24 protein-coding genes and 2 pseudogenes are annotated in these 24,908 nt (G+C 46.5%); 14 read left to right on the top strand and 12 right to left on the bottom strand.

What is annotated here, in order from left to right:
* Positions 1-22 precede the first annotated feature (22 nt).
* The 4 genes from oleC to SVI_RS14330 all read left to right on the top strand — a co-directional run bounded on the left by oleC (position 23) and on the right by SVI_RS14330 (position 5,026).
* Positions 23-1,792 (top strand): olefin beta-lactone synthetase, encoded by a 1,770-nt coding sequence (oleC, locus tag SVI_RS14345; RefSeq protein ID WP_013052313.1) that lies wholly within the window; start codon positions 23-25, stop codon positions 1,790-1,792.
* A gap of 3 nt (positions 1,793-1,795) precedes the next feature.
* Positions 1,796-2,890, top strand: coding sequence for a 2-alkyl-3-oxoalkanoate reductase (gene oleD / locus SVI_RS14340; protein ID WP_041419973.1), 1,095 nt, complete (start codon positions 1,796-1,798; stop codon positions 2,888-2,890).
* A 58-nt stretch (positions 2,891-2,948) separates the two neighbouring features.
* Positions 2,949-3,422, top strand: a complete 474-nt coding sequence (locus SVI_RS14335; RefSeq protein WP_041419972.1) for a hypothetical protein — start codon at positions 2,949-2,951, stop codon at positions 3,420-3,422.
* Between the two features lie 71 nt (positions 3,423-3,493).
* Positions 3,494-5,026: a S41 family peptidase gene (locus tag SVI_RS14330; RefSeq protein ID WP_013052310.1), complete on the top strand. Its 1,533-nt coding sequence runs from the start codon at positions 3,494-3,496 to the stop codon at positions 5,024-5,026.
* Positions 5,027-5,248: 222 nt separating this feature from the next.
* Here SVI_RS14330 and SVI_RS14325 read toward each other — a convergent pair whose 3' ends face one another.
* A complete protein-coding gene (locus tag SVI_RS14325) occupies positions 5,249-6,112 on the bottom strand; it encodes an RluA family pseudouridine synthase (RefSeq protein ID WP_013052309.1) in 864 nt (287 codons plus the stop codon).
* Positions 6,113-6,410: 298 nt separating this feature from the next.
* Here SVI_RS14325 and SVI_RS14320 point away from each other — a divergent pair, with 298 nt between their 5' ends.
* The 5 genes from SVI_RS14320 (at position 6,411) to SVI_RS14300 (ending at position 11,440) form a co-directional block, all read left to right on the top strand.
* Complete coding sequence (locus SVI_RS14320) at positions 6,411-8,132, top strand: phospho-sugar mutase (protein ID WP_013052308.1); 1,722 nt, start codon at positions 6,411-6,413, stop codon at positions 8,130-8,132.
* 286 nt (positions 8,133-8,418) lie between these two features.
* Positions 8,419-9,519 carry a hypothetical protein gene (locus SVI_RS14315; protein WP_231847729.1) on the top strand — a complete coding sequence of 367 codons (1,101 nt, stop codon included), beginning with the start codon at positions 8,419-8,421 and terminating at the stop codon, positions 9,517-9,519.
* Positions 9,520-9,632: 113 nt separating this feature from the next.
* The gene (locus tag SVI_RS14310) at positions 9,633-10,016 is read left to right on the top strand and encodes a VOC family protein (RefSeq protein WP_013052306.1); all 384 of its coding nucleotides are present in this window, start codon (positions 9,633-9,635) and stop codon (positions 10,014-10,016) included.
* 103 nt (positions 10,017-10,119) lie between these two features.
* The gene (locus SVI_RS14305) at positions 10,120-10,614 is read left to right on the top strand and encodes a GyrI-like domain-containing protein (protein ID WP_049791106.1); all 495 of its coding nucleotides are present in this window, start codon (positions 10,120-10,122) and stop codon (positions 10,612-10,614) included.
* Positions 10,615-10,759: 145 nt separating this feature from the next.
* Positions 10,760-11,440, top strand: coding sequence for a helix-turn-helix transcriptional regulator (locus tag SVI_RS14300; RefSeq protein WP_013052304.1), 681 nt, complete (start codon positions 10,760-10,762; stop codon positions 11,438-11,440).
* Here SVI_RS14300 and SVI_RS21155 read toward each other — a convergent pair.
* From SVI_RS21155 to SVI_RS14280, 5 genes and pseudogenes are all read right to left on the bottom strand, one after another.
* A pseudogene (locus tag SVI_RS21155) lies at positions 11,437-11,562 on the bottom strand (AzlD domain-containing protein); the annotation flags it as partial. The gene SVI_RS14300 and the pseudogene SVI_RS21155 overlap by 4 nt on opposite strands.
* A gap of 193 nt (positions 11,563-11,755) precedes the next feature.
* Positions 11,756-12,097 carry an NIPSNAP family protein gene (locus SVI_RS14295; RefSeq protein WP_013052303.1) on the bottom strand — a complete coding sequence of 114 codons (342 nt, stop codon included), beginning with the start codon at positions 12,095-12,097 and terminating at the stop codon, positions 11,756-11,758.
* A 13-nt stretch (positions 12,098-12,110) separates the two neighbouring features.
* Positions 12,111-12,413, bottom strand: a complete 303-nt coding sequence (locus tag SVI_RS14290) for an AzlD domain-containing protein (protein WP_013052302.1) — start codon at positions 12,411-12,413, stop codon at positions 12,111-12,113.
* Positions 12,410-13,126, bottom strand: coding sequence for an AzlC family ABC transporter permease (locus SVI_RS14285; RefSeq protein ID WP_013052301.1), 717 nt, complete (start codon positions 13,124-13,126; stop codon positions 12,410-12,412). Before SVI_RS14285 ends, SVI_RS14290 begins: the two co-directional genes overlap by 4 nt.
* A gap of 41 nt (positions 13,127-13,167) precedes the next feature.
* Positions 13,168-14,088, bottom strand: a complete 921-nt coding sequence (locus SVI_RS14280) for an AraC family transcriptional regulator (protein WP_013052300.1) — start codon at positions 14,086-14,088, stop codon at positions 13,168-13,170.
* A 409-nt stretch (positions 14,089-14,497) separates the two neighbouring features.
* On the opposite strand from SVI_RS14280, the gene SVI_RS14275 reads away from it, so the two are divergent.
* A complete protein-coding gene (locus SVI_RS14275; RefSeq protein WP_013052299.1) occupies positions 14,498-14,899 on the top strand; it encodes a thiol-disulfide oxidoreductase DCC family protein in 402 nt (133 codons plus the stop codon).
* A 350-nt stretch (positions 14,900-15,249) separates the two neighbouring features.
* Here SVI_RS14275 and SVI_RS14270 read toward each other — a convergent pair whose 3' ends face one another.
* The 4 genes from SVI_RS14270 to SVI_RS14255 form a co-directional block, all read right to left on the bottom strand.
* Positions 15,250-16,167 carry a metal ABC transporter permease gene (locus tag SVI_RS14270; RefSeq protein ID WP_013052298.1) on the bottom strand — a complete coding sequence of 306 codons (918 nt, stop codon included), beginning with the start codon at positions 16,165-16,167 and terminating at the stop codon, positions 15,250-15,252.
* Positions 16,151-17,104 carry a metal ABC transporter permease gene (locus SVI_RS14265; protein ID WP_013052297.1) on the bottom strand — a complete coding sequence of 318 codons (954 nt, stop codon included), beginning with the start codon at positions 17,102-17,104 and terminating at the stop codon, positions 16,151-16,153. Before SVI_RS14265 ends, SVI_RS14270 begins: the two co-directional genes overlap by 17 nt.
* A 77-nt stretch (positions 17,105-17,181) precedes the next feature.
* Positions 17,182-18,045: a manganese/iron ABC transporter ATP-binding protein gene (locus tag SVI_RS14260; RefSeq protein WP_013052296.1), complete on the bottom strand. Its 864-nt coding sequence runs from the start codon at positions 18,043-18,045 to the stop codon at positions 17,182-17,184.
* 104 nt (positions 18,046-18,149) lie between these two features.
* Positions 18,150-19,043 (bottom strand): metal ABC transporter substrate-binding protein, encoded by an 894-nt coding sequence (locus SVI_RS14255; RefSeq protein ID WP_013052295.1) that lies wholly within the window; start codon positions 19,041-19,043, stop codon positions 18,150-18,152.
* Positions 19,044-19,266: 223 nt separating this feature from the next.
* On the opposite strand from SVI_RS14255, the gene SVI_RS14250 reads away from it, so the two are divergent.
* Positions 19,267-19,485, top strand: coding sequence for a ParD-like family protein (locus SVI_RS14250; RefSeq protein ID WP_013052293.1), 219 nt, complete (start codon positions 19,267-19,269; stop codon positions 19,483-19,485).
* Positions 19,486-19,563: 78 nt separating this feature from the next.
* Positions 19,564-20,174 (top strand): annotated as a pseudogene (map, locus tag SVI_RS14245) (type I methionyl aminopeptidase); the annotation flags it as partial.
* Between the two features lie 230 nt (positions 20,175-20,404).
* Here the strand turns inward: map and panP are convergent.
* Together panP and SVI_RS14235 are read right to left on the bottom strand one after the other, a co-directional pair.
* Entirely contained in the window at positions 20,405-22,057 is a 1,653-nt protein-coding gene (gene panP, locus SVI_RS14240) for a pyridoxal-dependent aspartate 1-decarboxylase PanP (protein ID WP_013052291.1), read from the bottom strand.
* Positions 22,058-22,303: 246 nt separating this feature from the next.
* Entirely contained in the window at positions 22,304-23,482 is a 1,179-nt protein-coding gene (locus tag SVI_RS14235) for a glycerate kinase (protein WP_013052290.1), read from the bottom strand.
* Positions 23,483-23,521: 39 nt separating this feature from the next.
* Between SVI_RS14235 and SVI_RS21550 the strand changes: the two genes are divergently transcribed.
* A complete protein-coding gene (locus SVI_RS21550) occupies positions 23,522-23,686 on the top strand; it encodes a hypothetical protein (RefSeq protein ID WP_013052289.1) in 165 nt (54 codons plus the stop codon).
* 230 nt (positions 23,687-23,916) lie between these two features.
* Positions 23,917-24,867 carry a hypothetical protein gene (locus tag SVI_RS14230; RefSeq protein ID WP_013052288.1) on the top strand — a complete coding sequence of 317 codons (951 nt, stop codon included), beginning with the start codon at positions 23,917-23,919 and terminating at the stop codon, positions 24,865-24,867.
* The last annotated feature ends 41 nt before the right edge of the window (positions 24,868-24,908 follow it).

Here is a 24,908-nt window from a genome sequence, read left to right as displayed (position 1 = left end):
GCAATGAGAAAGGTCATCGAACATGTCAGCCTCTTTAACTGCCAACCACTCTTCAACAGTAGAACACAGCGAAAGTCACAGCGAGATTCACACAAGAGCGGCTGCTAATCTCTGTCGTCACCTCATAAGTGCAGCAAGCCATTCCCCTGATGACCTCGCCGTAGTGGTACAAACAGCTATGGGGTCTTTTTTCTCTGCCAAGACCCTGGAATATCAAGAGCTCAACTTTTCCGAGCTTAATCAACAAAGTGATCGTTTAGCCCATGGTTTAAATGCCTACGGGATAACGCGTGGCATGAAGGCCGTGTTGATGGTGACTCCGAGTGTCGACTTTTTCACATTAACCTTCGCCCTGTTTAAGGCGGGAGTAGTGCCTATCTTGGTTGATCCGGGCATGGGAGTGAAGAACCTCAAGCAATGTTTCATCGAATCAGAGCCAGATGCCTTTATCGGCATACCTAAGGCGCACTTGGCTCGTAAGCTATTTGGTTGGGGCAAGAGGTCGGTTAAGCATTTGGTGACCGTAGGCGGTCGCAGTTTGTTTGGGGGAGTCACGCTGGAAGAACTCGCAGCACTGGGCTCATCAGAGCCCTATGAGATGATCTGGCTAGACCAAGATGAGATGGCCGCTATTTTGTTTACTAGTGGCAGTACAGGAACGCCCAAGGGGGTTGTTTACTCCCATAAGATGTTTGAAGCGCAGATAACTGCTCTAAGAGATGATTACGGCATCGAGCCTGGTGAACGTGACTTGGCCACTTTTCCATTATTTTCTCTATTTGGGCCTGCATTAGGCATGGCCTCGATTATCCCCGAGATGGATGCAAGTAAGCCGATAAAGGCTAATCCAGATTATCTGTTTGCCGCTATCGAAAAGTATCAATGCAGCAACATGTTTGTTAATCCGGCTTTGATTGAGAGATTGGGGCAAGCGGGTGTGCAAGCTGGACAGGGCATAGATATGATCCAGCATAAGCTGCCAAGCATCAAGCGTGTCATATCCGCAGGTGCTCCGGCGACTATCTCCTCTATCAAGCATTTCAGCAAGATGCTCAGTGATGGGGTAGAAGTGCTTAATTCCTACGGCGCTACCGAGTCACTGCCTCTGAGTAAGATGGGCAGCCAGGCTCTGTTTAATACCACGGCCATCACAGATGACGGCGGCGGGATTTGTGTCGGGGAAGCCATCTCAGGGGTGGACATAGCCATCATAGAGATCAACGACAACCCCATAATTCACTGGAGCGAGTCATTGAGACTCGAGGCCGGTAAGATAGGCGAGATAGTCGTTAAAGGCCCCATGGTGAGCCGCAGCTATTACCGCCGTGATAGCGCGACTGAGCAGGCTAAGATTAAAGATGGTGACATGATACGTCATCGTATGGGCGATCTCGGTTACCTAGACAGCGAAGGCAAGTTATGGATGTGTGGTCGTAAGGCCCATAGAGTCGATGCCAGTTGTGGTAAACGCTATTTTTCCATCCCCAGTGAACGCATCTTCAATACCCATCCCCAAGTTAAGCGCAGCGCATTAGTTGGCGTTGAGATCACCAGGGATGCAGGTATCCCAGAGCTTGTGCCTCTATTGTGTATTGAGCTGGATAAATCTCTGGCATGCTCTTTAGGCGCTAGCTTATATGCCGAGCTCAATGCCATCGCCGAGCAACATAGCCAGACTCTGGGTATCAAACGTTTTCTAATCCATCCTGAATTCCCCGTCGATATTCGCCATAACGCTAAGATTTTTCGTGAGAAACTAGCCGTCTGGGCCCAGAAAAAGCATAAGGAATAATCCATGTTAGCTAGTCATGTCTCTGTAAAATCACAGCTTGCCTCACCTGTTTTAGAAGAGTTTCATACTTTGGAACAGGCCGCTCTTGCGGCATTGAAGGGCAAGGCGAGTCATGGCTTTGTCACTGGGGCAGGAGGTTTCTTAGGTAAGGCAATCTGCCAGCGTTTATTGGCGGCCGGGATCAAGGTGACAGGTTTTGCCCGAGGTGATTACCCTGAGTTGACCGCTATGGGCGTGATTATGGTCAGAGGCGATATAGCCGATAAAACGGCAGTTCTTGATGCTATGAAAGGCTGCGATCTGGTTTTTCATGTGGCTTCTAAAGCGGGTGTTTGGGGCAGCAAACAGAGCTACTTTTTGCCGAATGTGGATGGTGCTGCCAACATCATCAGCGCTTGTCAGCAACTCAAAATCAGTAAGCTAATCTACACCAGTACGCCTAGTGTGACCTTTGCCGGTGAAGATGAATCTGGCATAGACGAGAGTGCCCCGTACGCCGCTAACTATCTGAATCATTATGGCGAGTCTAAAGCCGTTGCCGAGCAGATGGTGCTCGAGGCCAATAGTCAGGCACTGAAAACAACGGCGTTGCGCCCTCATCTTATCTGGGGGCCTGAAGATCCTCATCTGGTACCGCGTGTCATAGAGAGAGCAAAATCTGGACGACTCAAGTTAGTCGGCAAAGAAGATAAATTGGTGGATACCATCTATGTGGGTAACGCGGCCTACGCCCATATATTGGCCGCGGTAAACCTCTGTAGTGAGGATGCGTCGGCTGCGGGTAAAGCCTATTACCTCAGTAATGACGAGCCGATCACCATGGCTGCCATGCTGAATAAAATATTAGCCTGCGTTGACTTGCCCGAAGTGACCAAAAGGGTCCCCGCTGGCCTAGCCTATGCCGTTGGTGTTGTGCTCGAAAGCGTCTATGGCTGTCTTGGTAAGACAGATGAGCCCATGATGACCCGTTTTGTGGCTAAACAACTGTCGACCAGTCACTATTTCGATATCTCGGCTGCAAAAACAGATTTCGGATATTCTCCTATTATTAGCATTGACCAAGGAATGGTAAAACTGACAGAGTATCTCAAGTCTTAAATCAATCCAGTCTGGGCATCTTGAATAAAATATGCCCGAGCTCTATCAAGGAAGATGTATGCTCGCTCCAAGTCGTCCGCTCTTATCTGTTTTAGTCTCAATCTCGTTGGTTTTCTCTTTACTCTCATTAAGCTCCAGGGCACTAGCAAGCGAGCTAATGGTCAACCCCTTTATCGGTAGTTGGCAGCTAGAATCGGGCAAGTATCTGGATGATAAGGGTGAATGGCAGGACTATAAAAAACTTAATTTGCAAGCCATCAAGGTTATTTCGTCCTCCCATTTTAGCTTCACTACCATGAAAGAGATTGAGCAAGCTGATGGTGAGAACAAGCAAGAGTTTTGGGCCGCAGGTACGGGACGCTATGAGTTTACTGACAGCCTATATATCGAATATCCTCAACTTAACTCTTTCGGCGTAACGCCAGGAGAGTCATTTGCCTTCGAATATCAAATTAAAGGTCAAGAGCTGCATACCAAGCGCATCGAGGAAGGTGTACTTAAAGAAGTAGAAGTCTGGCAGAGACTGGATTAATTTTATCCTTATTATTTTCTGTTAGTTTTTATTGATAATAACCACGTCTTAACTAAAGGAATATATAGGACATGTTGAAACCTCTCTCATTTGCTTTAACCCTAGGGGCTAGCCTTAGCCTTGTGTTTTACACATCAGATGTATCGGCCGAAGCTGCAAATACCGCCTCAATTGAGGCCGTAAAGGATGGTTCAAACAATCCTTGGGCACAGCTTGCTGTTACCGATCTCAAGCAGATCTATCAGACGGTAAAAGCCGATCACCCCGGGGCGGTAGATGATGATAATCCCTATTTTAGTGATTGGTTAGAGCAAGGGTATCGAGAGGGAATTACCCGTGCAAACCAAGCTGAATCCCTTCAAGATACACTCAATACCTTAAGATATTATGTGTCAGGTTTTGCCGATGGCCACTTTGGTCTGAGTCTTAACTATCAAGCACGAACGCAGACATGGGTTGGCATAGGGCTAGCTAAGCGAGGCCGTGATTATCGGGTCTCTTATCAGGAAAAAAACTGGTCATCTGAGCTTCCTCCGTTAGGAGCCTCATTGATTAGCTGCGATGGCCGTAACCCCTCTAAGATAATGAATGATGAGATATTAAAATATCGTTTCAACAACCTTGAAGTTAACTCCAAGAAAATTCGTTATGCTAAAAAAATACTGATAGATGATGGTATTGGTGAGCGTACACATCCAGAAACCTGCCTATTTGAAATTTCAGGTAAGCAGCAGAGCTATAAACTTAGCTGGAAGAAAACCTCAACAACAAAACTGATCAATAAACTCAAACTTGGGAACTTACCTAGTCAGTTTGAGCTCATTGAGTTTAAGCCTAATCACTATTGGGTGACGCTCCCTAATTTTTATCCAAATGCAGACGAAGAAGTTCAATTGAAGGCCATAATAAAACAGATGAAAGCCTTAAGAAATGCTGAACTGCTAGTGTTTGATGTACGAGGCAATGGTGGAGGAAGTTCACAGTGGGGAGTAAACCTTGCCAGTGAGCTCTATGGTAAGGAGTATATCGACAATGTGATTGAGCATGCTCCAGATAATAGCTATGCACTATGGCGGGTCAGCTCTGAAAACATTGCTTATCTGGAGAGTATAAATGGCAGCATACTGACTCAGTTTGGCGCTGATAGTGAGATATTCAAAGAATTCTATCAGACTGGGCAGGATATGAAGGCATCTTTGCTTAGTGGAGATATCTTTGTCAAAGAGGCTAGTAGCAGTGAGGAGAGCGAGACCAGTAGTAAGGTGACGCCAAAACTTATAACAGAACCTTCTCTCTATAAGGGAAAAACAGTGCTATTGACCGACAGTTATTGCGGCAGTGCCTGTCTCGATTTTGCCGATCTAAGTTTATCTATTCCAGGTCTTGTTCATATGGGTGAGGAGACTTCGGCCGATACTGTCTATATGGACGTACGTATGGTTACACTCAAAAGTGGTCTGGGTCGGTTCTCATTGGCTCAAAAAGTCTATCGAGATCGTCCAAGGGCAAATAATCAGTCTTATATTCCACAATATCTGTATCAGGGCAAGATGACGGACACAGATGGACTGCAGAAGTGGGTAGTAGAATCGTTGGCTGAATAGGTCCATTGATTTTAATCATACCAAGGGTATCACTCTAAGTGGGCTTAGCAGTTAGCCGCAATAGCTGCGGCTAACTTTATGGGGATTGCCTTATTGCTAGCTACTAGCATCTTTTATTATTCGTTTTCTAGCATCTTTTATTATTCGTTTTCTAGCATCTCTTTTAAGTACATGGACTTAAGTTGCGTAGATGCTTGATATCTTTTGGCATAAGTTTCAGGTTCAGCAAGCGCTGAGTTTAGGCCTTAATCTCTGTGGCAGTTCAAATTCTTTTATCTCGTCTGTGATGGGACAGGTAAATTTAAGATAACAAGAGGTAAGCTGCAGATTCAGTTCATCTTCTTTCGCTACGCCGTGGAGTCTATCTCCAACAACTGGATATCCAATAGATTCCATATGAATGCGGATCTGGTGTTTACGTCCCGACTCAATTTTAACCTGTACCAATGAACGCCCACGTTCAGCATCATATTGGAGTAATTTTGCATGGGAGCAGGCAGCTTTGCCATCCACATCAGTCCCTATGGTGACAGACTCCTGTTGGCCTAAGTTAAATTGACCTTCTACTATGACCTGATAGTACTTATCGAGCAGCCTTAGCTCAAATAGTTTAGCCAGCGCCGCTGTGGTTTTCTTACTGTGGCCAATGAGTACCAGTCCGGTTGCGGCTCTGTCGAGTCGATGAATGATAAATGCCGGACGGTCTGGGCTGAGGTGAGTCTCGGCGTAACGGTTAATGGTCGTATGATCGCCCCATTTAGAACCTTGACACAACATGCCATAGGGCTTGTACCAGATACTGTATTGGCCCCCATCGAATATCAACTCGGCAGCATCGACCTTGTGTGCTAACACTTGATGGTTGTAATACAGGTGCAGTTCATCGCCAAGCTTTAATGCTCGCTTGGCACGGCGGAGTCTTTGGGTCTGTTTGCCCCGTGTTAACCAAACTGCTCCCTTGTTCATCGCTTGCTTTATCTGTTGCTTAGACAGCTCAGTGTCTGCTGCCAGTAAAGATGCGGCATCGAGTTCTAGGCTGTTAATAATCAGGTGGGATTCGAGTACATTTGGTAAATTTGGGGACATAAAATTAAGAAGTAGCTGATTGCGATAGCCGCTATTTTACATTATCTGATAATCAAAGTTTGTTTATTATATTGGCTTTATCACTACTGAGGTTATTTTAGTCTTTTGGTTTGGCGCTCATCCCGATTAAAGACATAGCTATGATTATCAATATCATGGTTTCTTCTCAATCTTGCCTTTTTAAGTGCAAATTTTCTTGTTCTCTATAGAGGCTAGGTTTAGGGTTAATGATAACTATTTTCAGTTGTCGATGGCAATCTAGGCCAGGCAGCACAATTTTTACCAGGTGAAGTGAATTATGGATACACAGTTAGCGTTTAGGGTTAAACATTGGCTTGAGCAAGATCCAGATCCCCGTACTCGACAGGAGCTGCAGGGGCTAATGGATAACGGCAATGAAGCTGAGTTACAGCAGCGTTTTTCGGGGCGATTGGCATTTGGTACTGCAGGGCTCAGAGGCGTAGTTGAAGCGGGCCCCATGGGGATGAATCGCTTGGTAGTACAGCAGACCTCGGCAGGCCTTGGAGCCTATCTTAAGCAGCAAGTCAGTGATCTTGATACTCGTGGTGTGGTCATCGGATACGATGGTCGCCACGATTCAAAGCAATTTTCCGAAGATGCCGCAGGCGTACTCAGTGCCATGGGGATCAAAGTCTATCTGACCTCTAAGGTAGCGCCGACTCCTCTAGTGGCATTCGGGGTGATTCATCTCGATGCCGCGGCGGGAATTGTGGTGACCGCGAGTCATAATCCACCTCAGTACAATGGCTATAAGGTGTATTGGGGCAATGGGGCGCAGATCATCCCGCCTCATGACTCAGGCATTGCGGCGTGTATCGAGAAGGTGGCAACTGAGTCTATCAAGTTACTGGATCTCGAGTCAGCCAGCAACAAGGGCAAGCTGGTCATGCTGGAAGATGATTTCTATCAAAGCTATCGTCAAGGGATCAAAGCTGCAGCCGTACTGCAAAATCATACTAAGCCTGAGCTGGTGAGTCTGTCATACACAGCCATGCACGGCGTTGGCGCCGAAATGGCCGAGACTGTACTGGCAGATGCAGGCGTGACTCAGGTCTATTCGGTAGCAGCCCAACGTGAGCCTGATGGTGATTTTCCTACGGTGAATTTCCCTAATCCCGAAGAGAAAGGGGCGATGGATCTTGTGATCGCCGAGGCGAAGAAGCACGGCGCCATGTTGGCTTGTGCTAACGATCCCGATGCCGACCGTTTTGCGGTTGCCGTTCGTACTCTGGCCGGTGATTATCAGATGCTCACAGGGGATCAGGTAGGTGTATTGTTTGGTCATTATCTGATGAGCCACGCGGAAAAAAATCAGCGCCTGACTTGTACAACTATCGTGTCTTCAAGCCTATTATCGAAAGTGGCCGCGAGTCTGGATGGGACCTGCTTGACCACATTGACAGGCTTTAAGTGGCTAACAAATGTTGCTATGGCGGAGCAGACTGAGGATAACCAGTGCTTGTTTGCCTATGAAGAAGCTTTAGGCTATATGGTTGGCTCTATGGTGTGGGATAAAGACGGTTTATCTGCACTGGTGGCGTTTGCACAGTTAACTGCCGAGCTTGCCAGTCAAGGCAAGACCATATGGGATAGATTAGAAGATATCTATCGTGAGCATGGTTTCCACCTCAATGCTCAGGTGAGTATAGCGCTTAAGCCCACTACGCCAAACATAGGCGCATATCTGCGTAAGAATTTACCCAGTGTGATAGCCGGCAAGCAGGTATTGAGCACAGATGATATCAGTTGTGGTCTGCGAACCTTTAAAGATGGCAACACCCAAGCTATCGTTCTGCCCGCCAGCGATGTGCTTATCTTTAAACTAGAAGGGGGAGGCCGCGTCATCGTCAGGCCGTCGGGCACTGAGCCTAAGATTAAGTGTTACTACGAAGTGGTGGCGAGTATGGGCAGTGATGATAGCTTAGAGAGCGTTCAGATTCGGGCTCAAGCCGAGATGGACTCTTTTATTGCAGCTCATCAGGCGTCCTTGCCTCAGTAATAGTCTGAGGATGAACCTAGCTGGTGGATAATATGTTTAAAATATCCGCCAGTTGGGTTCAACATTTTTTGGTGTTTGGTGTTTGGTGTTTGGTGTAAACGATAGAGCAGATTGAATCTTCAGCACATCAGTGAATATCCAAACAGCTCAGTGAATCAAGATAGAAATGTCTTATCGCTTTGTTTAAGCTTTAGTCCTTTTGAAATTATTACTATTTTTTACAACATTAGGTGATAGATGCTAGCATCTGCGAACTCATTATTTGTATTAGATTGGATATACCTAGTTGCAGGCTAGAAGCTTATTATTTTCACTCACACTGACCTTTATGGCTCTGACCATGACTCAAGCTAAGGGCCAAGTTCAGATTGAAGCTCTGGTCTGTGAGGTTAACCAGTCTGCTGTGGTGACCGATACAGGGCGCTTCACTGATTTGGACGTTAATGAGCAAGAAGTCGATGGCCAAGAGGTTACAAAGCCTGTAATAGAGAAAGACCCAGATCATGCCATCCCCGCTCAAGCTGCAGAGGTCATAGATCCCTGTTTAACCCATTCCGCTGATGATACAGCTTTCGATCAAGCCTTCGATTATCTCAATACTAAGTTTTGCCAGCCTGCGATCTGGTTCGACAACTTCTTTGTCGATGAACGTACCCTGGAGGATGCTCGGGCCGGTACCTTAGTTCGCTGGACCAATGATTTTTCTTATTATGAGAAAGAAGGCTTCAAATATAGGGCCAATATTAATGCTCGATTTAATCTTCCTGGGGCCAACCAGAAGCTTAAATTGATTATTGACTCCCAAGGGTTGGACGATCCATTCGCTTTTATGAAAGGACCCGATGATGAAGGAGAGGCTGATATAGGACTAAGATATGACTGGTATGCTAAAGACAGAGTCAGTTTCAATATTAAGGCGAACTTTAAGCCTAAATTAGAAGCGAGGTGGCGCTATACCTATCCCATCTCCCAAGGCACCTTAGCTCGGTTAACACAGAAAATCTATCAAGAGAAGAAAGTGACTGGAGAGTCTAGCGAATTCGATATCGAGCACTCGTTCGATGAGGATTTTCTATTGCGTTGGAGCGCGGTTATTCAATATGAAAATCGCAATAATGGTTGGGAGTTTGGCAGCAGTGTTAATCTGTATCATTACATTAGTAGCAAGCAAGCGCTTAACTATATTGCCAGTATTTATGGGGTCGATACGCCTTATCATTATGTGGAAAATGCCCGGGTCGCCGTGACCTATCGGCAAAACTTCGCCAGGGACTGGTTATTCTTCGAAATCACCCCTGAGTATAACTGGAGTAAAGAGGTCGACACAGATAGGTTAGATCAAGCCATTATCACCTTCAGGTTAGAGGTAATGTTCCAGAATATTTAAACACTACTGACACTATGCTGTCAGTAGTGGTGGATTATCCTTGTTTGGCACTAAGAGAGAAGTACTCATGTCGAGTATCCGCTTAGTAGAAAAGCATTTACAAGGAGTTCAATATGTTACATCAAGCACCGTTAGTCTGGGGCGAAATAGCCGTCGAAAATATGGATAGAGCCGTTGAGTTTTATGGTAAGCATTTTGGTGTCAGTTTTAAACGCGAAGTCATGAATGATATGGAGATGGCGATTCTAGAAACGAAGGACAAGGAAGCTGCCAGTATTGGCCTAGTGAAACATGAGATGATGAAGCCGTCGGCCCATGGTAGTGTGCTATATCTTCACTTGAGTGAAACTCTGTCTCCTCTGGTTGAGAGCATTACTCAAGCTGGCGTAAAAGTGCTCCTTCCTATCATGGCTATTAAGGAGGGTGAGTGTGGTTTTATCGCATTATTTGAAGACAGCGAAGGCAATACCGTTGGCTTGTGGTCAAAAGATAAATAGTTGTTAGTTGTGGATAGCGAGAATGTGGGCTGGATTTGATCCGGCTCATGTCTGGCTGATATTACTCGAGCCGGTAAAATGGCTGTAGATCAAAGGAGAGCAGATGACTGCTATTAAGGAAGATGTGGTTTCGCCAGTCTTGGTAAACCAAGATGTGATTGAGTTAAGCGGACTGATGGTAAGAACATCCAATCGTGCCGAGCAAGATAGCCATACTCAGAAAATTGGGCCTCTATGGCAGCAGTTTATGGGCCGTGCTGATATCCAGAACAATATAAGTTCGCCAATTTATGGCAGTTACTATGATTATGAATCCGATCATAATGGTGAGTTCTCTGTTCTCGCGGGATGGGTGGCAGGATTCACTCAAGTGGAAGCCGATAATTCGGAACTGACTGGACTGACGTTAGCTGGTGGAGACTACCTGCGTTTTAGTGCCATTGGCGAGATGCCTGCCGCAGTGATCCGTCTTTGGGGGCAGGTGTGGCACTATTTTAGTGCAGATAATTGTCAATTTGAGCGCAGTTATGGCACGGATTATGAGTGCTACAGCTCCAATGAAGGCGTCGATATCTATATTGGTGTCAAGCTTAAATAATCTTAATTTCGTACTCTAGAGTGTGCTAAGCCTCAGGCTTAGCACTTTTCATTTAGTGGATGTATATGTTTGCCCAGCCAGTGTTTTTAGATCCAGATGCAAGCAGTTAGATGCTCAATATGGACACTCAATATGGAGGTGAGTCATGCGCCGAGCTGACAGATTATTTCAGCTAGTTCAACTACTGCGTCATCGTCGTTTAACCACGGCTAAAGAGCTGGCTGAGCGGCTGGAAGTGTCGACTCGAACCATATATCGAGATGTGCAGGATCTCTGCCTTAGTGGTATCCCTATCGAAGGTGAGGCCGGTGTCGGTTACCTGCTGCGCCATGAGGTTAATGTCCCGCCCTTGATGTTTAATGAAGCCGAGCTAGAAGCGATTCAAGTTGGCATGCGTATGGTACAAGCCTGGGGCGGTAAAGAGCTCTCCAGCGCCGCCAAGCAGGCGATGATCAAGGTCGAAGCCGTGCTACCTGCGCGCTTGCAGAATTATCAGTCGCTGATGTTTGCCCCAGACTTTTATATCGACAGTGATGAGTTTAAATTTCTCGATGTGTTGAGAATAGCATCCAGATTACGGGAATACCTGTCGATGGAATATAGGGATGTTAAAGAGGCTAATACCCAGCGAGAGATCCGTCCTCTGGCCATCTATTTTTGGAAGGGAACCTGGACCTTGCTTGCCTGGTGTGAGCTTAGGGATGATTTTCGTAATTTCAGGGTCGATAGGATCACCGGACTCACCAATTTAGGGCGACACTTTGATGTGAGGCCCGGTGAGGAGATGCAGGATTATATCGAGGCGATGGAAGCGCAGTATTCCTAGTGAGTCACGAAGAAGAGCCCCATGCTTAGCACTGTGGTTAACAGGACATTGCGTGTGGTATATGCCAAAAAGGCAGTTAAGATTGCGCATATCAAATAGCTGTTATCTAAGCTGTTATCTAAGTTCAAGTCTAACTTTGGAAGGTTACCTGGACCTTGCTCGCCTGGTGTGAGCTTTCAGGGTCGACAGGATCACCGGACTCACCAATTTAGGGCGACACTTTGATGTGAGGCCCGGTGAGGAGATGCAGGACTATATCGAGGCGATGGAAGCGCAGTAGAGTAACCATTATGTTTGTAGTCGTGTCCATAAATACTAGCCAAGTACAGGGCGCATAAAATTACGCTCATATCTTAAAATGAATTTATGTTTTTTGGCATAGCCAAATGCAGCGAGACAAGCTGTATCTTTGGCTGAATTATTCCGATAAATTTCGTAAACAGCCAGACTAGGGAAAGAGAATAAGGCTAAAGCGATATCATTTGCTCCCTCGCTAGGCAGAAAGTAGCCATGATGTTGACCACCAAACCTTTCAACTAGCGGGATCCAGAGTTTGGCATAGTGTTCAAACTCCTCAATCATTTCCGGGTTTATTACGTATCTAACATGACAAGTCACCTTCATTCTTGGCTGTTCCAAATCTATACTCGAAGTCATTTGTATTTCTATCCTAGTGAATCACGAAGAAGAGCCCCATGCTTAGCACTGTGGTTAACAGGACACTGCGTGTGGTATATGCCAAGAATGCAGCTAAGATTGCGCATATCAAATAGCTGTTATCTAAGCTCAAATCTAACTGGTCTTGTCGAATAAATACGATGGGAGCGAAAATGGCTGTGAGTACGGCTGGGGCTGAATAGCTCAAGAAGGCTAAGGTATTCTTGCTTAAACGCACCGGCAGCCTTGGCTCCAGAAACAGATATCGACTGGCAAATACTAGAGCCGCCATGGCTAAAATCGTCAACCAAATCATGTTTTCTCTCCCGTAAGCTTGGCGTAGAGTGTGCCGCTGGTCATGCCAAGTAGTGCCGCGATGATCAATCCAGCGGGAATGGCGAATAGCTTACAGACCACAGCGCTGACGAGAGAGACGAGTACACAAAATAGCACCGAAGGTTTCTTTACCGAAGGAACTACAATGGCGATAAAGGTGGCTGCAATGGCGAAATCGAGTCCCCAGCTGTCAAGATTTGGGATTGTTTGACCCGCGATAATGCCGGCCGCCGTGGCCAGGTTCCAACCCAGATAAAAACTAAAGCCGCCGCCGAAGGCATACCAAGGGTCCAGTTTGTGCTGTTTACCTTGATTGGCGATGGCAAAGAGCTCATCGGTTAGCAGAAAACCTAAGGTTAGTCGCCACTTGAGTGGCAGGGGGCTAATTTGGGGACGCATGGCCATGCCATAAAGGAAGTGCCGTGAGGTGATGAGTAAGGTGGTGATTAATATGCTGGTTAAGCCAACGCCAGCTTTAATCATGCCCAGTGCCACCAGCTGCGCCGAGCCAGCGAAAATGATGATAGACATGGCCTGGCTCTCGAAAGGAGACAGTCCGGCGTCTAGGGCAAAGGAGCCAGCTAAAATCCCCCAGGGAATGACGGCTATAGTCAAAGGCATCACAGCTAAGGATCCCTTCAAGAAACCGTTAAATTTTCCATCATGCTTTAATGCTTGTATTTGAGAACTCATTAATCTGTTGATCACTTCTATTGGTCACATTAATCACTAAGCTAACCTATCTGAGATCCGCTGGCTTGTACAAACTTGCAGTTATTTATACCAGTAAACTCTTTTGCATATTGGCCTGGTGTGACGCCCATGGTGCGTTTAAAGTGGCGGTTGAGATGGCTCTGATCGTGAAAACCACAGGCTAAGGCGACATCCAGTAGCTTATCGCCACAGCGGATCCTTTGCTTGGCGAGTCTGACTCGCGCTTGGATCTGATAGGCATGGGGTGGCAGGCCAAAGGTGTGCTGAAATTGTTTAATTAAGTAGAAGGGGCTGAGCCCGGCTAATACTGCCAGCTCTTCCAGAGAAATATTGGCGCTGGGATGATCGTCGAGAAACTGTTTCACCAATGCCAGCTGAGGCTGAGCTAAGGCCTGTGTCTGGCTTTCTCCTTTGTGCTTACTGTGACGCGCCATGAGTTTAATCATGGTGGAGTAGACAACAGATTCTCGCAGCAGGCGGTTATCGGACTCTTTAAGGGTCTGAAACGTCATGCGGAGCATGTTGGCCATGGGTTTATCGTGGACCACGGCATCGGGAAAGTAAGGTGCGCCTTTCGAGGCCAGTCCTAATTCCTGGTTGATGGAGGAAAATTGTTCTGGGAGAGGATACATGGCGCGATAAGACCAGCCATGATCACTGGCAGAGCAGCCGTTATGTACCTCATCTGCGTTGACCAATATGATACTGTTCTGCGGCGCCAGGTGATTGCTGCCGGTGCGAAAGAACTTCTGGGCACCAGTATCTATCACACCAATTGTGTAGCCTTCATGACTGTGACGGGAAAAGTTCTGTTTCTGGTAGCTGGCATCGAGCAGCTCTATGCCACCCAGCTCTTGGGCCAAGGTAAATTCCGCTTTTTCGCTATTGCTTCTATGTCGAGCAGAACCTTGCTTGTCTGCCTTAAGTGCCGCTTGCTCCATGATGCTCCTCCTTGTGGTGATTCATCATAGCCCATAAATGCCTAATGCTTTTGTACAAAATTGTGCTTAAGTTTACTGACTCTCTGGTTTAACTTAGATAATGGCGAGGATGATGATCACAGATTGTATTTAGGTGCTGCTGCAATCTAAGAAAAGTCCTAAACTTTGGGCCACAATGCCTGATATTCATCTAAGTTATTTATTGTTCATCAGGGCTAGGAGATTCATTGATTGCCGTTATTGTGCCTAAGTCTTGCCTGCTAACGGTATCAGCTTTACCGCTATCTTTAGTGGCCGTGAATGCCTTTTATGCTATTAACTGCACTCTATAAATTCAATCGGGAGTCAGCTTATGGCATAGTCAGTTAAGGTTAATACCTATGGGTATAAGCAAAGGTAAGGAGTTGCCATGGAAGCCAGAAATATCATCATATTCGACGGTGTGTGTAATCTCTGCAATGGTGCGGTTAACTTCATCATCAAGCGGGATCATAAGCAGATATTTTGCTTTACGCCTATGCAAAGCGAGGCCGCGAAAGACTTAATGAGTCAATATTCTCTTGTGAATGATTACGGCGATACCTTCTTTTTTATCAAGCAAGGTCAATGTTATACCCGTACCGATGCGGCCCTTGAGATCTGCAAAAATCTGTCCGGTCTCTGGCCTCTGTTGAGAATATTGTCGCTCTTGCCTCGTTCATTCAGGGATTATTGCTATAACTGGCTAGGGAGTCGGCGCTATTCACTCTTCGGTAAGCGCGATATCTGCATGGTGCCGACACAAGATCTGCGCAGCCGGTTTATTGATTGATATTAAGTCGTTTTAATTAGACTGATTGATATTAAAATAGCGGATGTGAAAACTCAGATTACTGTACTTAGCTGATACTTAACGGTTAGTTGTCTGAGAGTTAAGATGAGTGATTGCAGCTTGCGGTTGAGATGATTAACGGGCTGGTGGCTTGAGTCCGCTGCTCCAAGGCCTTGTCGGAGCTCCCCTTTAAGAGACTTAAAAACCCAAGATATGTGTTGCTTGCCTATGGTTTAAATTAGCGGCTAGGGGCTAAGCTAGCCGTTGCTTGCTTATCTCATTGTCATTTGTTTAGTCTGATTAACTCGTCACTCGTCACTCGTCACTCGTCACTCGTCACTCGTCACTCGTCATTCGGCGCAAGCCTCCTTGGTCGGCGCTAAACCTTGCTGTTTTGCTTGTTGATTTTCTGAGCCTAGGAGCGAGGAGGTTCGCCTCGTCTGATAGCCTGAATAAAAGAACACACAGATGAAAATCAGCGTCATCAGCATTATGATGGTGGGCGCCGGTGCGCTATCGATGAAGAAGCTGAGGTAGACACCCAAGAAGGAGGTCAGGGTCGAAATAAATAGGGCGATGAGCATCATAGATTGAAACTTACGTGTCAACAGAAAGGCGATGGCCCCGGGGGCAATCAGCATGGCGACCACCAGAATCATGCCTACGGCCTTAAGCGCGCCTACTATGGTGAGAGAGAGTATCGACAGCAGACCATAATGTAGCAGATTTACGGGCAGTCCTATGGCTTTGGCATGTTGGTGGTCGAAGACAAACACCAGCAGATCCCGTCCCTTGAAGAGGATGAAGCTTATCACCAGCAGGGCAATTCCCCCAGCTTCGAGTACATCGGTCCAGCTCACTCCAAGCACATCACCGAACAAGATATGGTCCAGATGGACCCCAGTCTCAACTTTAGTCATCAGCACTAAGCCTAAACCAAACATGCTGGAAAATACCACTCCCATCACAGTGTCTTCCTTGAGACGACTATTGTCCTTGATAAATCCCGTGGCTAAGGCGCAGAACATGCCAGCGGCGAATGCGCCTATGGCATAGGGAATGGATAGCACATACGCCAAAATCACCCCGGGCAACACAGAATGGGAAATGGCGTCTCCCATTAGGGACCAGCCCTTGAGCACTAAAAAGCAGGAGAGCACAGAGGTGGGAATCGCCACTAACAGGACGATCATGAAGGCCTGATGCATGAAGGTAAAGCTAAAGGGTAAGAGTAATGTCTCTAGACCTGAGTTAAACAAGCTGATCATTGGGGACTCCTGTATCCACTGAGACGTTTTTTGACACTTGTCCTAGTGTGGTTTGCGACATGTTTTTAGAGATGGTGTTTACGCTTGGGTCTGAGAAATGTTTTGCCCTGCGTCTCGCCGCCAAGTAGCCATGTTTAGGCGCGAATACAAATGTCAGCACGAAGACGCAAGCTTGTAATACCACTATGATGCCGCCGGTAGCACCATCGATAAAGAAGCTTAGGTAGGCGCCGACAAACGAGGTAATGGCACCTATGGCGACACTCAAGATGACTAGGGTGCCAAATCGGTCGCTGAGCTGATAAGCAGTAGCTCCCGGAGTCACGACCATGGCTATCACCAGAAACGCGCCTACGGTTTGCAACGCCGCCACAGTCGATGCACTCAGCAAGGTGAAGAAGAGGATCTTTAGGCGATTGGGATTAAGACCTATGCTTCTGGCATGGTTCTCATCGAAGAAGACCACCATAAGATCTCGCCATTTCAGTACCAGCACGATCAAAGATATGCCAGAAATTAGCAGGAGTTGTAGGGTATCTTCCGGGGTAATGGCCAAGATATTTCCCAGTACTATGGTCTGAATGTTCACCGAAGTAGGCGAGAGTGACACCATAAACAGGCCGAGGCCGAAGAAGGAGGTGAAGATCAAGCCTATGATGGCATCCTCTTTAAGTTTAGATCTCTGACTGAGAAACAGCATGGTCGTTGCCGCGAGTCCCCCAGAGAAGAAGGCGCCGAGGGCGAAGGGCAGGCCTAACATATAGGCGCCGGCGACACCGGGAACGATTGAGTGTGACAGGGCATCGCCGATAAGGGACCAACCCTTGAGCATCAGGTAGGCGGATAGGAAGGCACAAACGCCGCCAACCAGAGCGCTGATAAAGATGGCATTTACCATGTAGCCATATTCGAATGGCTGTAATAGAGTTTCAATCATAGGTTCACCTGTTAAGCCAATCACTTTAATCAAGAGTTCACTTGTAGCGCTATTGAGTAAGCGCTACTGATTAATAGTTATTCACTGCTGACAACTTGAGCCTTGTTGTCATCACCGTATAACACCACAGGTCGCTCATGATCCGTTAGCAAGGTCAGTTGCCTGGCGTCATCATCTTCATGGAGGTTTTTACCGCTCAAGACGAAGTGGCGCAGCACGCCGCCAAATGCCAGTTGCAGATTTTCCTGAGTGAATACCAATTTAGTGGGGCCGGCGGCGAGTACAGTGCGGTTGATGAGTACGCATCTGTCACAAAACTCGGGCACGCTACCTAAGTTATGGGTAGATACCAAGATAACCTTGCCCTCGGCGCGTAACTCACGCAGCAAGTCCATGATCTGATCTTCGGTCTTCACATCCACGCCAGTGAAAGGCTCATCGAGTAAGATGACTTGGCCTTCTTGCGCTAGGGCCCTGGCGAGAAAGATACGTTTTTTTTGTCCGCCGGATAGCTCACCTATCTGACGCTTGCGAAATGCTCTCATATTTACCCTGTCCAGAGCGATATTCACCATCTCTTCATCATGCTTGTTGGCGATGCGAAACATGTTCATATGGCCATATCGACCCATCATGACCACATCTTCCACCAAGACGGGAAAATTCCAGTCTATCTCTTCGCTCTGAGGTACATAGGCCACCACATTGCTTTTTAGGGCTTGTTTAACCGACAGACCCAAGATTTCGACCTTGCCCTTAGCTAAGGTGACGAAGCCCATGATGGATTTAAATAGGGTGGACTTACCGCTGCCGTTGATGCCAACCAGCGCCGTGATTGAGCCCTTGGGCAGGTCAAAGCTGGCGTCATAAATCGCCGTATGGCCGTTGCGGTATGTGACCGTGATGTCGTTAACGATAAGTCCGCTATTGAGTGTTGTCATCTGGCTGTAGTCCTTAAGGTGCTTATCTTCAGGTCGTTGCGGTATGTGACTGTGATGTCGTTAACTGTGAGTTCTCGAGTGAGTGCTGCTATTCGCTGAGTCATTTAGTCTTTTAGTCCTTTGGCTATAGTGTCCAAAGTGCTTGTCAGTAGGCTGATGTAGGTCGGTACTGGGCCTGAACTGCTGCTCAAAGAGTCCACATAAAGCATGCCTCCGTATTTGGCTCCAGTTTCTCGTGCCACCTGCTGTGCGGGTTTGGCCGATACTGTGCTCTCACTGAAAATGACGGGTATCTTATGCTGTCTCATCTGGTCGATAACCTTTCTTACCTGTTGCGGTGTGCCCTGAGCATCGGCATTGATGGGCCAAAGGTAGAGTTCTTGCAGATCATAGTCTCGAGTCAGGTAGCTAAAGGCCCCCTCGCTGGTCACCAGCCATCGTCTTTCCTTAGATACCGCATCTAATTGTGCCTTGAATGGCTCGACGGCGGCGAGGATCTGCGCCGAATAACGTTTGGCATTGGTGTTATAAATTGCGGCATTGTCGCTGTCATAGCGGACTAAGGCCTTACGGATGTTTTCCACATAGATCAGGGCATTGGGGGCTGACATCCAGGCATGGGGATTAGGCTTACCTGAATAGGGTCCCTGAGAAATCCCCATAGGTTCTATCCCTTGGGTGACTATGGTACGGGGGACCTCATTGAGGTTTTGAAAAAACTTATTGAACCAGAGTTCCAAGTTGAGACCGTTATACAGGATTAAATCGGCTCCCTGGGCCCGACGAATGTCTCCAGGTGTCGCTTGATAGTTATGAATTTCGGCATTTGGTTTGGTGATTGACTCGACAATAGCGGCATCTCCCGCCACGTTTCTAGCCATATCGGCGATGACGGTGAAGGTAGTGATGACCTTAAACTTATCACCCTGGCTGGCAAGCAGCTCGTGAGACCAGAAGGAGAGTGTGATAGTGAGCAGCAAACCAAATGTACGAAGCATATTTTTTCCTTGTTATGTGCGGGAGGTAGGCACAATGCTAGCAGGGAATAAGACCTTAATGCAAATGATAATTATTATCATTTGATGATTGATGATTGATGGGGAAGAGGAAGATGTGGATCTGGGCTATTTGATACGGGTATTTGAGTCAGGGCTTGATGGCTATACATGTTCTATATGCAATACGTATATGTTTTATATATAAATCATATAAAGGTGTATTTTGGGACTGGTTAAAATTTCCGATGAACTTCATGAAGAGATTAGAAAATCGAGTAGTGTCATGTCGAGATCGATCAACTCTCAGGTTGAGTTTTGGATTAAGACCGGCATGTTAGCCGAGTTGAACCCGACGTTAAGCTTTTATGAGATCTTGCAGCAACGCCTCAGAGATGAAAGTGTGTCTTTGGAAGGCATTATTCATCAAGAAAAGCCGGCATAAATAGGCCAAGTGACTCGCTAAGATAAAAGCGACCAAGAATTGGAGTAGAAGTAAATTAATGAGTGATATTCAGATCAAGCCAGCAAGGGGCAATATGGTTATCAATATTCACTCAGTATTCATTCAATACTTAGGTCAATGAGGTGGTCTGCCATGGCATACCCTCCGAGATTTATATGTTGAAGAGTACCGACATAGTTAATGTCGATATTACGCTGGAGAAGAATGGCTTCATCGCAGATTCGAGTAAGGCTTATCTGTTACCCGATGCGAGTCCATTGGCAAAGAGGTTGGTGCATACCACCTATGAGGCTATGTGGCAGGGGATTAATGCCATTAAACCCGGTGCCAAACTGGGAGACATAGGTCATGCGATCCAGAAACACGTTGAGAAGTCTGGTTATAGCCTAGTGCGGGAGTATTGTGGTCATGGCATAGGGCGTGAGATGCATGAAGAGCCTGAGGTCATGCATTACGGACGCCCGGGTGTAGGTTTAACCTTGAAGCCTGGAATGACGTTTACCATTGAGCCTATGATCAATCAGGGCCAGGCAAAAATAAAAACCAAGAAAGATGGCTGGACCCTGGTGACCCGGGATAAGAAACTCTCAGCCCTGTGGGAACATACTATCTTAGTCACCGAGACTGGTTTCGAAGTATTGACCTTAAGGGGTACAGAAACTGTTTAATAAGCAGTTTTAGATTTCGCTAGTTATGGATATTAGCTGCAGCTTAAATACTAAGATATTAACAGTAGGCATCCGATAGGGATTACTCGGCTATAAGAGGCTCTGTGGAAGCACACACTTTTGTTGAGTGATATCGGTGGCAGAGACGGGTTATAAGGTATTGAGCTTAAGAGAAATAGAAGCCGTTTGATAAACGGCTTCTATTTCTTGGTTTTCTAGGCTTTATAAGATTAGTTAGAGGCGAGAGCCAAGAGTTGCGGTAAGAACTCGTTATCTTGTTGGGCTATCTCTATCTGCTCGGCTAAGACCTGCTGCAATATCTCACGGGTGGTGAGGGGATTAGCCAGTACTACTCGAAACACCACAGATTGGATATTCAGACTTGCGCGGCTCTCAGGGTTAATACGAGTACGGGAAACAAATGAGGTGCCTTGTTCTCGTTGACGTTTCTGGACAAACTTAGTCAGGCCGTCGAGTAAGCTATTAAATTCAATTAACTTCTCAGTGTTACCACTCTCTCTTGTCTCTTGCATCGCCTCTTGTACCGATTTAGGCACATAGCGATAGGTGAGCAGACAGAGTTCGGGCTCAGATACCAGCTGGAAGTCATCTTGGCCATGGATTAGTTCGGCGAAATAACGTGCCTTCTCCAGACTGTTATTGATTAAAATCTCGTAACCATCTCGGCCAATGATCTGCAGGCAAGCATGGACCAGCATGGCCATCCCAGGACGCGATCCCTCCAGAGTTTGACTTCCCAGGTCTTTAGAACCCTTGCGTAATATGTATTCGGCGTGGTGTTTGATGGCGTTGGCAAAGGCTGGGTCTTTGAAAATCACCATACCCGCACCCATGGGCACATACATCTGTTTGTGAGCATCGATTGTCACAGAGTCGGCGCGTTCTATGCCTTTAAGCAGGTGGCGGTACTTGTTGGATAATAATGAGGCGCCGCCCCAAGCCGCATCGACGTGGAAATGGCAATTAAGCTCTACAGCCAGTGTGGCAAGTTCGTCTAAGGGGTCGATATTGCCTGTTTCTGTGGTGCCAGCAACACCGACTATGGCCATTACCTTGATATTGTCCAGATCAAGCTGTTTCGCCATGGCGCGCATCTTATCAACATCGACCTTGTTGTCACTGGATGTGGGCACCTGAATGATGTTATCTCGGCCTATGCCAAGCAGGTCTGCCGTTTTCGCCAATGAGTAGTGACCACGCTCGGAGACTAAGATGGCTAAATCATCATAGCCATAGTGACGCAGTCCCTTCATCAGGCCTTGAGCCGAAACGCCCTTGAAATCTCCGTCAGCCTTGAGCAGCTGATTACGTGCAGTCCATAGGGCTGTGATGTTAGCGATAGTGCCGCCTGAGCAAAATGCTCCGAGGGAGTAGTTGGCGCTGTGCATCCAGTTTTTGTAAAACTTATCATCTTCACTGTAGATCAGGTGATGCATCATGCCTAAGACTTGACGTTCCAGTGGCGTGAAGGCTTTAGAGGTCTCAATTTTTACCAGATTCTGGTTAAGCCCGACCATCATCTTAGACAGAGGTAAGACGAAGTAAGGCAGAGCCGAGGTCATATGACCAATAAAGCTAGGGGATGACGTATGCACCGAGTGCGCCACTAAGGTCTTCATCATCTCATCGGCATAGTCTGAGACAAACTGAGGCGCAGAGGGGATTTGATGCTGTTGGAAATCTAGCTCTATCTCAGATAAAGGCTTTTCGACGGCAACCACACTCTCTTGCAAGAAGCCCATTAAGTTTTGCGATATGTTTTTCTCGATGACGCTTAATGTAGAATCAGGGGCTTCTGGTACTGTGAAGATGCGCAATAATGCCTCTTCCGAAGCTGTGGCTCGTCTGGGTGTCATCGACATGGTTATCTCTTAGCTATCACTCTATTCATTAGGAGCTGCTATTAATTGCAGTTATTCCAAAGGGGGGTCACTTTACTTTATGCGCTTTAGCGCATCAAGTAGCAAAGTTAAATGTATACCTGGGAATGGTATGGATAGTGTCAAATCTCGGAACTAAATCACAGTAATACCCATTGGCACTAATGAGGATAAATGTTTCCTATCACTTAACTATAAAGAGTCAAAGACTGAGTATTTAATTACGAGTCAGACGCCTTTTATCGTGGCTTTCAAGGCGAGAAGGGCGGCGATGTTTTGTGAGGTGGTAAATACATTATGTTTAGCATTGGCCAATACATCTTTCAGTGGAAGGGCCCTGGGAGTGATGGAGAAAATAGCAGCAATGCCATGTTCAAGTAGCAGATTAGCATCATCACTGACGGAGCCCGCTATGGCGATGACTGGGATATTCAGAGCGTTGGCTATGCGTGTGACCCCCATAGGGGCTTTACCGTGGAGGGTTTGGCTGTCTAGTCTACCTTCTCCCGTGACCACTAAGTCTGCGCCTGCCATTTTTTGTTCGAGTTTAAGTGTCTCCATGATGATATCTATGCCAGGTTTGAGTGTGGCGTTTAGGAATGCCATCACGCCCAGCCCCATGCCTCCTGCTGCGCCAGCACCTGGCTCGTCACGCTTATCTAGTATTTTTATACCATGAATTTTAGTCTTGGTAAGGATGTTTGCATATCGAGTTAAGGCGGCATCCAGGTTGGCTACCATCTTGGGGCTTGCCCCTTTCTGCGGGCCGTAGATGGCAGAGGCACCTTGGTCACCACATAAGGGATTGTCGACATCACAGGCCACAATGAATTTGCACTGCTGAATGAGAGGGTGGAGAGCTTTCATTTCTATGGTATGCAGCTGGTTTAATGCCAAGCCGCCCATCTTCAGGGCCTTACCTGATCCATCGAGCAGATGAATACCCAATGCCTGTGCCATCCCGGCGCCGCCATCGTTGGTTGCACTGCCACCTAGACCAATAATAATGCGTGTGATCCCCCGGTTGAGGGCATCACAAATAAGCTCGCCTGTGCCATAGCTGGTGGTGATACGGGGATCGCGTTTCTCGACTGAGACATGATGTAGGCCCGAGGCCGACGCCATCTCTATGATGGCGGTTTGACCGTGACCAATAAACTCATCTCCTAAGATCCCGTAGTGAGCACAGACTCTGTTTCCCAGAGGGCCGGTGACATTGAGTTCGATAATGCTGCCCTTGGTAGCATGGACCATAGATTGCACCGTACCTTCGCCGCCGTCGGCAAGGGGCACCTTGATGAACTCGGCATCGGGGAGGGCAGATTTGAAGCCGCGTTCTATCTCATTGGCTACGTCCATGGCACTCAGACTCTCTTTGAATGAATCGGGTGCGATAACAATTTTCATTGATTAAGATCCTTAAGCAGCGCTCAGAAGAAGGATGCAGTGACAAATTATAAAATGCCACTGGCCGATGTGATAGCAAGTGAACTTTGGGCGGTAGATAATAATCGAATCGCCCTAGGTTTAGTTTACGAGTATAACGACTGTGCCTATGAAAACGAGAAAGACTGCTTATGCACATCTGGATTCAAGGTGTTGGCTCTCTAGTATGACCTAGCTAGAAACACTCGCTAGGGTTTAATACTAATGAGTATTAATATCATGTCTGTGGGTTTTAGAGGATAAATTGAGATGATAAAACAGGCGCTTTTAGAGATGTAGTTCAAATTTTGGAATATAAATAGTCTATAAATTCCCATGCCATCAATAATTTTTGATATATTTCTCAGATAGTAAGGTCGTAAAACGCCTTTCCCTCTGTTTTACATAGGAGATAAATGGGACTATTTTCTTTATTGTTAAAGATCCGTACAGAACTTGAATGTACTCAGGCTGAGATGGTTGAAAAGCTGTCTTTGCATCATAAAGTTTTTGTTAATCTCGATCTTATCACCTACAGCCGCTGGGAGCGTGGCGTTTCTATGCCCTCTACCCTGCGAATTATTCACTTATTATCTTTCGCTCATTATGATGTCATGAAATATCTGGTTAAATTAGATTTGAAGTTGTCTAAAACTAAGATAAATCAAATGACGCGTATAGAAGCTCATGCTTACGATCAACAAGCGCTGATCCAGAGTGCTCTCTATCCCATTCCCAATGCCAGCTTTCAGCATTACTCCGGGACTCAGTCTTTGACTGATATGAGTAAATTACAGAAGATCTGTGATAGTAGTCGCCGATTTTTTAAACTCGACCATCTCGATGTACAACAGAGATGCGAGCGTTTGATCACCTTACAAGAGAAGCATTCACTGCATATGTTAACTTGTGAAGGTAAAGATGAATGCTTATATGCTCATGCTATGTTGTCTGTTCATAATCTTTACGAGAGAGAAGAGCTGTGGGGGGAGTTTAGAGATTTTTATAATAGCCCTCGCAAAGTCACAGCCGGTGGCGATAAGGTGATCTTGTTTCATTCTATGATGCGCTTTAATTTCCAGTGGTGGGAATATATCTGTTTGTATTTGCTTAAGGTGTTATGTCTTGAACCTGAGATAAAAGAGATCTTCTTTATCGTCAGAGATAAAAATACGGAACAAATATACGTAAATTTTGGTTTTAATGTTGAGGCGGAAGTTGAAAGTGAGCATAAGAATGCTTTCGAAGGGATCCGTAAGCTTATCAGCATTAACAGAGATAATTTATTCTCTCATCATGGTCTCATAGCTTGGTTAAAGGCGCATACAGACTTAATGACTAGATTAAGACTCGTCTCTAGTGCGTAAATCTCTCTGAATGACTTCATTATTCAGCTTCTATAGGCATT

Source organism: Shewanella violacea DSS12 (genome assembly GCF_000091325.1).
In the GTDB taxonomy this organism is placed as follows: domain Bacteria; phylum Pseudomonadota; class Gammaproteobacteria; order Enterobacterales; family Shewanellaceae; genus Shewanella; species Shewanella violacea.
Note: the sequence above shows the minus strand (reverse complement) of the source record. Positions and strands in the feature narration are given on the sequence as shown.